The organism is Pseudonocardia pini (assembly GCF_013870575.1).
GTDB lineage: Bacteria > Actinomycetota > Actinomycetes > Mycobacteriales > Pseudonocardiaceae > Pseudonocardia > Pseudonocardia pini.
The window spans coordinates 1-6755 of the sequence record NZ_JACBXB010000268.1 but is presented as its reverse complement, the minus strand read 5'-3'; the positions used below and the strand labels follow the sequence as shown (position 1 = coordinate 6755).

The 6755-nt window shown below is 73.1% G+C and carries 8 protein-coding genes; 5 read left to right on the top strand and 3 right to left on the bottom strand.

From position 1 onward, the window contains the following. Positions 1 to 23: 23 nt before the first annotated feature. Both H5J29_RS36580 and H5J29_RS16380 read left to right on the top strand, forming a co-directional pair. On the top strand, positions 24 to 173 hold the full coding sequence (locus tag H5J29_RS36580) for a hypothetical protein (protein ID WP_376768539.1): 150 nt from the start codon (positions 24 to 26) through the stop codon (positions 171 to 173). Beyond that, positions 158 to 610, top strand: coding sequence for a flavodoxin family protein (locus H5J29_RS16380; RefSeq protein WP_181781827.1), 453 nt, complete (start codon positions 158 to 160; stop codon positions 608 to 610). Before H5J29_RS36580 ends, H5J29_RS16380 begins: the two co-directional genes overlap by 16 nt. Here H5J29_RS16380 and H5J29_RS16375 read toward each other — a convergent pair. Beyond that, positions 600 to 1385: an SGNH/GDSL hydrolase family protein gene (locus H5J29_RS16375; RefSeq protein WP_181781826.1), complete on the bottom strand. Its 786-nt coding sequence runs from the start codon at positions 1383 to 1385 to the stop codon at positions 600 to 602. The two genes, H5J29_RS16380 and H5J29_RS16375, sit on opposite strands and share 11 nt — an antisense overlap. 157 nt (positions 1386 to 1542) lie before the next feature. Here H5J29_RS16375 and H5J29_RS16370 point away from each other — a divergent pair, with 157 nt between their 5' ends. Beyond that, complete coding sequence (locus tag H5J29_RS16370; protein WP_181781825.1) at positions 1543 to 2631, top strand: TetR/AcrR family transcriptional regulator; 1089 nt, start codon at positions 1543 to 1545, stop codon at positions 2629 to 2631. Positions 2632 to 3750: 1119 nt separating this feature from the next. Here the strand turns inward: H5J29_RS16370 and upp are convergent. Continuing rightward, on the bottom strand, positions 3751 to 4374 hold the full coding sequence (upp, locus tag H5J29_RS16365; protein WP_181781824.1) for a uracil phosphoribosyltransferase: 624 nt from the start codon (positions 4372 to 4374) through the stop codon (positions 3751 to 3753). A gap of 399 nt (positions 4375 to 4773) precedes the next feature. Here upp and H5J29_RS16360 point away from each other — a divergent pair, with 399 nt between their 5' ends. Both H5J29_RS16360 and H5J29_RS16355 read left to right on the top strand, forming a co-directional pair. After that, on the top strand, positions 4774 to 5010 hold the full coding sequence (locus H5J29_RS16360) for a hypothetical protein (protein ID WP_093077288.1): 237 nt from the start codon (positions 4774 to 4776) through the stop codon (positions 5008 to 5010). Between the two features lie 228 nt (positions 5011 to 5238). Further along, entirely contained in the window at positions 5239 to 6525 is a 1287-nt protein-coding gene (locus H5J29_RS16355) for a SatS C-terminal domain-containing protein (protein WP_181781823.1), read from the top strand. 20 nt (positions 6526 to 6545) lie between these two features. Here the strand turns inward: H5J29_RS16355 and H5J29_RS16350 are convergent. Beyond that, positions 6546 to 6755, bottom strand: a 210-nt coding sequence (locus tag H5J29_RS16350; protein WP_181781822.1) for a response regulator transcription factor, incomplete at its 5' end; no start/stop codon positions are given.

Sequence of the window (6755 nt, the reverse complement as noted above, 5' to 3'; positions counted from 1 at the left end):
TGCGGAGGCCGGGGGCCCGGGTCGTGGTGCGGCCCTCGGGCACGGAGCCGAAGCTGAAGGCCTATCTGGAGGTCGTGGAGGAGCCCACCGAGGACCTGGACGCCGCCCGGGAGCGCGCGGACACGAGGATGGCGGGGCTCCGGGAGGAGGTCGACTCGTGGCTGTCCTCCTGATCGTCCACCACACGCCGTCGCCCGCCTGCCAGGAGCTGCTCGACGAGGTGCGGCGCGGGGCGTCCGACCCGGAGATCACCGGGGTGGAGGTGCGCACGCGGGCGGCGCTGGCGGCGACGGCGTCGGACCTGCTGGCGGCCGACGCGGTCGTGCTCGGCACCCCCGCGAACATCGGCACCATGTCCGGTGCGCTGAAGCACTTCTTCGACCAGGTCTTCTACGTCTGCGGCGAGGACACCCGCGGGCTGCCGTTCGGCCTGTACGTGCATGGCAACCAAGGCGTGGAGGGGGCCGTGCGAGACGTCGGGCGGATCACCGACGCGATGGGGTGGACCCAGGCGGCGCAGACCGTCGAGGTCATGGGCGCGCCGGACAGGGCCGCGCGTGAGGCCTGCTGGGAGCTGGGAGCCGTGCTGGCGGCCGGGATCAGCCCGTGACCGGCTCGATCGGGGCGGCACGGCGGGCGGCGAGCCAGCCCGTGATCTCGGTCGTCCACATCGCGGCGATCTTGTCGTAGCCCGTGGCGTTGGCGTGCAGCGCGTCCGTGAAGTCGGTGGCGGACAACAGCGTCGACGTGTCCACGAACTCCACCGACCGGCCCTGCGCGCGGTACTTCGCGACGATCCCGGGGGTCAGCCGGGCGAGCTCCGCGCGGTCCGCGAGGTGGGTGGGCAGCGCGGCCCAGATGCCGGCGACGATCACGTGGGTGCGCGGCGAGCCCGCGTAGACCTCGGCGAGCATCCGGTCGAGCCGCGCGGCGGCCGTGGCACCGGGGGCGCCGCTGTTCACGTCGTTGGTGCCCATGTGCAGCAGCACGACGTCGGGGTCCGCCGCCGCCACCCACCGTCTCGCCTGCGGGACCATCCGTTCCAGGGTCCAGCCGGAGTGGCCCTCGTTGTCCGGGTCCGCCATGCCTGCGGGCCCGGTGCGCTGGGATCCGACGTAGTCCACGCGGATGCCCTCGGCGAGCAGGTCGGTGTACAGCGGGCCGCGGTAGCCGGCGGTCGCCGGGCTGCCCACCCCCGCGGTGCTCGAGGCCCCCAGCGGCATCACCCGCAGCGGCAGGCCGGCGGTACCGAGCACGCTCTGCCCGGTGGTGCGCACGGAGGAGGGGATCGCGTCGTCCGCAGGCACGGCCACGAGCACCAGACCGACCAGCACCAGACCCGCCAGCGGGGCGCGGACGTGCCGCAGCCACCCCAACCCGCGCATCCCGTCTCCTCCCGGTCCCGAGGAGGAGATCTGTTTCAGCGGGCGCGGCGTTACGGGCCTGTCGTCACAGGTCTGTCACACCGCTGTGTCCTGCGCGTGACACGCGCGGGTCGGCCCAGACGGCGGCGTTCACCGGATCGGAGGTAATCTCCGCCACGTGCCACGGCCCAAGGTCCACGACGATGTGTTGCGCGCCAAGCTTCGCGCGCGTGCCGCGGAGCTGCTCAGCGAGCACGGGGTGTCCGGTCTGTCGCTGCGGACGCTCGCCTCGGAGGTCGGCACGTCGACGACCGCCGTGTACGCCCTCTTCGGCGGCAAGCCGGGTCTGATCAAGACCTTGGTCGACGACGCTTTCCGCAGGCTCCGCCGCACCCTCGACGACGTCCCGGCGGATCCCGATCCCGCCGCCCGGCTCGTCGCGCTCGGGGAGGCCTACCGCACCGACGCGCTGTGCGATCCCCACCTGTACGACGCGATGTTCGGCGGCGAGCACCTCGACGCCGAGTCCCGCGAGCTGCAGGAGGAGGCGTTCGAGCCGCTGGTCTCGGCGGTGGAGGCCGCGGTGGGCGCGAAGGTGCTCCGCCACGACGCGGACCCCGGCACGGTCGCCCTGGGCCTCTGGTCGGCCCTGCACGGCCTGGTCTCGATCCAGCTGCACGCCCACACACCCCGCGAGGTCGAGGACCCCGCCACCGCCGCCCGCGCCGTCCTCCGCGCCGCCGTGGACGGCTGGCGCCCCTTACCCCACCCGCGAGTCCCCCACCCCCGACGCGCGAGTCGGACACCACGGCCCGCGAGTCGGACAAGACAGCCCGCAGCCCGACACCGCGACCCGGCGAGTCCGACACCACAGCGCGCGAGTCCGACGACAACCCGCGAGTCCGACACCACAGCGCGCGAGTCCGACACCACAGCCCGCAAGTCCGACACCACGCCCCGGCGGGCCCGACCGGCCAGCGAGTCGGGCAGAGCGACTGCGAGTCCCCCACCCTCGACGCGCGAGTCGGACCTGGCAGCCCACGAGTCGGACAGAACAGCGCACGAGTCTCACATGGATGGGCGCCCCGCTGAGTCGTACAGGCCACCAGCGAGTCCCCACCCCGACACGCGAGTCCGGCTGACAACCCACGAGTCCGAGCCAACGGTCCGCGACCCGAGCCGGCAGCACGCGAGTCCTCCACTCCCGACCCGCGAGACGGGGTGGCGCGTGAGTCGGACGCGACGTGGCACAGGTCGGATCCGATAGCGCGAGTCGGACACGGCATCGTCGGCCACTGAACCACTTCAGCGGGCTCCCTTGCCGGCCGGCTGGAATCGAGGTGCCCCCTTGGCCTCTTCTACCGGAGGTGAGCCGGTCCATGATCGTCGCTCCGGAGCGCGGGACCGCGCTGGCCGCGGCTCCGGGTGCCGAGACGACGATCAACGAGCGTCTCCGGCCGACCTCACCCACCACCTTCGCCTCAACGCGGTCGCGGACTTGTCGAGCGACGGCTGGAGCGACGACTGAAGCCCGAACGAGTGCGCGTCAGTCCGACACGCGGGCCGGTCCGACTCATCGAGAACGAACGATCCGCGGGCTGCACTCTCCGAGTCGCGGGCTGTCCGATCCGAGACGCGCGACGGAAGTGAGGGGCTCGCGGGCCGCTGTGTCTTCGACTCCGGGCCGCCCTGTCCACCTGGCGGGCCGCCGTGTCCGCCTCGCAGGACCTGTTGTCCGACTCGCGCATCGGAAATGGGGGGCACGCGCGGGCCGCCGTGTCGGGCTCGCGCGCGATCCGGTCCGACTCCCGCCGTCTTGTCCGCGGGCTGTCCTGTCCGACTCGCGGGCTGTCCTGTCCGACTCGCGCGTCGGAAGCGCGGGACTCGCGGGCCGGCCATGTCCAACTCGCGAGCCGTGTTGTCCGACTCGCGCGTCGGAAGTGCGGGACTCGCGGGCCGCCGTGTCCGACTCGCGGGCCGTGTTGTCCGACTCGCGCGTCGGAAGTGCGGGACTCGCGGGCCGCCGTGTCCAACTCGCGAGCCGTGTTGTCCGACTCGCGCGTCGGAAGTGCGGGACTCGCGGGCCGCCGTGTCCGACTCGCGGGCCGTGTTGTCCGACTCGCGGGCCACCGTGTCCGACTCGCGGGCCACCGTGTCCGACTCGCGGGCCACCGTGTCCGACTCGCGGGCCACCGTGTCCGACTCGCGGGCCACCGTGTCCGACTCGCGGGCTGTCCTGTCCGCCTCGCGGGCCGGGTTGTCCGACTCGCGCGTCGGAAGTGCGGGACTCGCGGGCTGTCCTGTCGCCTCGTGGGCCGAGGTGTCCGACTCGCGCGTCGGAAGTGGGGGACTCGCGGGTTGGGTTGTCGGCTCGCGTCGGATGTGGTCAGACTGCGCCGAACTGGCGGTCTCCTGCGTCTCCCAGGCCGGGGACGATGTAGGCGGAGTCGTTGAGGCGCTCGTCGATCGCACCCGTCACCAGGCGGACCGGGAGGCCGCTCTCGGACAGGGTCCGCACCCCCTCGGGGGCGGCGAGGACGCAGACCGCGGTGACGTCGTCGGCGCCCCGGGCGGTCAGCAGCTGCACCGTGTGGACCATCGACCCACCCGTCGCGAGCATCGGGTCGAGGACGAACACGGGCCGCCCGACCAACGACTCCGGCAGGGACTCCATGTACGGGGTCGGCTGGTGCGTCTCCTCGTCCCGGGCCACGCCGACGAACCCGACCTGCGCCTCCGGGATCAGGCTCTGGGCCGCGTCGACCATGCCGAGCCCGGCGCGGAGCACCGGGACCAGGATCGGCGGGTGCGCCAGGCGGTGCCCCACGGTCCGGGCGACCGGGGTGTGGATCGGGAAGTCCGCGACACCGAAGTCCCGGGTCGCCTCCACCACCAGCAACAACGTGAGGTCGCGCAGCGCGGCGCGGAAGGAGGCGTTCTCCGTGCGCGCGTCCCGCATCGTCGTGAGGCGGGCGAGGGCGAGGGGGTGGTCGACGACGCGGACGTCCATGGCGCGGGACCCTACTGATCACGGCCCGGCCCGCACAGGGCACCTCCGGGCGATGTGAACGGTCAACCATCGTGGTCGAACGGTCACTCTCGGTCGTCGAACGGCGACTCGCGTACCGCCGCGGCACGACCCCCGAAAGCGGCTCGCCCCCGTCCGGGCAGGTCGACTGCGCACACGAGCAACCAAGATCATCTTTAACCGGTCCCGCGCGGTCACGCCGCGTACCCGAGAGTGGTCGGTGACACCAGTGATCATCCGGATCGTGCGCGCTGCGTCCCGGATCCCGGACCGACGGTGACGGCCGGACACTTTCACCTGACCCGAACGGGTGGTATGCCACGAAGACTGTCACGCCGGAGCCGCCACCGACGCTGTACTAGGTGACAAGGAGGTGATCCGGTGCCGGAGAACACGACCTCGGAGGAGCAGACCCTGGTGGCTGCCGCCGAGAAGCTCACCCAGTGCGACGGTTACGTGGTGCTCGCCGTCGACCCCCAGACCGGGGAGGTGGACGCGCACGGCCCGTTCGACGGGCTGACCGCGACCGTCAAGGCCGACCAGCTGCGTCGGGACTTCGACCGCGGTGGTCTCGAGGACGTCACCGTGGGCGTCGTCCGTCTGCACAGCTCCACCTGAGATTCCTGCCGGTGTCGGAGCCCCCGAGGTCCCGCACCGGCGCCCCGGACCCCCGCACGCTCCCCGACCCGCTCCCCGAGCCCAGGTCGGGGTCCCCTTCCCCGCGTGCGGCGTCCGGACCGTTCCGTGCTCGTCGGTGCGCGTCCCGCGGTGGGGACGCGACCGGCGGACGGGCCCCTGCGGGTGATCCGTCAGGAGACGCCCGGGCCGCGCCGCTAGCATCGCGGCGTGGCAAGCGACATCGTCCCCATCCAGCTCTCGCTCACCGAGGGCGACCTCGTCACGCTCTGGGCCCCGAAATGGCGTGAGGACGGCGAGGACTGGGAGGCGTTCCTCGGCGACGACGACGCGATCTTCGGCTTCCCCGAGGTCGCCCGGCTCGCCGCCTACGTGCGCACCGAGACCGAGCACGACCTCGTCGACCATCCGGCGTGGGCGGTGGTGCCCACCCTCACGGTCGCGGAGCTGACCCCCGAGGAGACCCGCCGCTTCGACGTCATCGGCGTCCCCGAGCTGGTGGCCGAGGAGCCGGACACCTGGACCATCGGCGAGCTGGCGGAGATCACCGAGATCGTCCGCTCGTTGGCGGACGTCTGCGACCTCGACGTCGTCCACGCGGTGCTCGACTCCACGCCCGGCTTCGCGCTGCTCGACCAGGGCACCCTCCCGTTCTCCGGACGCGAGGGCGACCGGCTGTGGACCCAGCTCGCCCAGACCGTCGCCGACCGGTGGGACGAGGTCGTCGACGCCCTCGACGCGATGACCGCCACCCCGGAGGTCGACGCGACCGCCCTCGCCCAGGCCGAGCGCGAGGCCGCGGCGCTGGCCGCCCGGCTCGCCGAGGCAGAGGAGCGGGTCGAGGCGGAGACGGCGGGCGAGGCGTCGGACGACGAGCTCGCCGAGGCCGACGAGGAGGCCGTCGAGGAGCAGGTGGCCGAGGACGAGGCGGACACCGGCCCCGTCGGCTTCTGGGAGGAGATCGGGATCGACCCGATCCGGATCACCACCTCCGCAGGCTCGATGGTGACCCTGCGGTGCTACCTGGACGACAAGGCCGTCTTCCTCGGCTCGGGCGGCCGGATCGACGCGTTCGACTCCGAGCGCGCGCTGGCCCGCTGGCTGGCCGACGGCGGCAAGGACGACAACGACCTCGTCGCCGCCTCCACGTGGCAGGACGTGCTCGACAAGGCCGCGGTCGGAGAGCTGACGGTGACCGTCGACCGGATGAACGACTACGTGCTGGTCGGGATCGACGAGGACATCGCCCAGGGCACCCTGGAGGTCGACCCGACGCAGCTCGAGCTGGCCTCGGAGCTGGTGCTCGACGTCGCCGAGTGGGCGGGCGACCCCGCCCCGGCCCGCGCGCTGGCCGAGTCGGAGAGCCTCGGCTGGCTGGTGTCGTTCGTGATCCGGCCGAACCCGACCCGCCTCGCCCCGAGCCCCCCGTTCGACGCCGAGGCCGCCCGTTGGCGCGAGCTGGTCCAGGCCACCGAGGCCCGCTTCCGCACCCCCTGACCGCATGGTGAGCGGCTGGGTCAGGCTCGGGCGGCCACCAGGGCGAGCTGGGTGCGGTTCTGCAGGTCCGGCTTCGCCAGGGCGCTCGACACGTACCCCTGCACCGTCGCCTCGGTGAGGTGCAGCCGCGCCCCCACCTCGGCGTTCGAGCAGCCCTCCGCGAGCAGCCGCGCGACCTCGCGCTCACGGTCGGAGAGGGCGGCGAGCCTGCGGCCGGCGTCGTCGCGCCC

Coding starts and splice junctions, on each gene's coding strand:
- H5J29_RS16375 (WP_181781826.1), bottom strand. CDS start 1,385: ATGCGCGGGTTGGGGTGGCTGCGGCACGTCCGCGCCCCGCTGGCGGGT.
- upp (WP_181781824.1), bottom strand. CDS start 4,374: ATGGACGTCCGCGTCGTCGACCACCCCCTCGCCCTCGCCCGCCTCACG.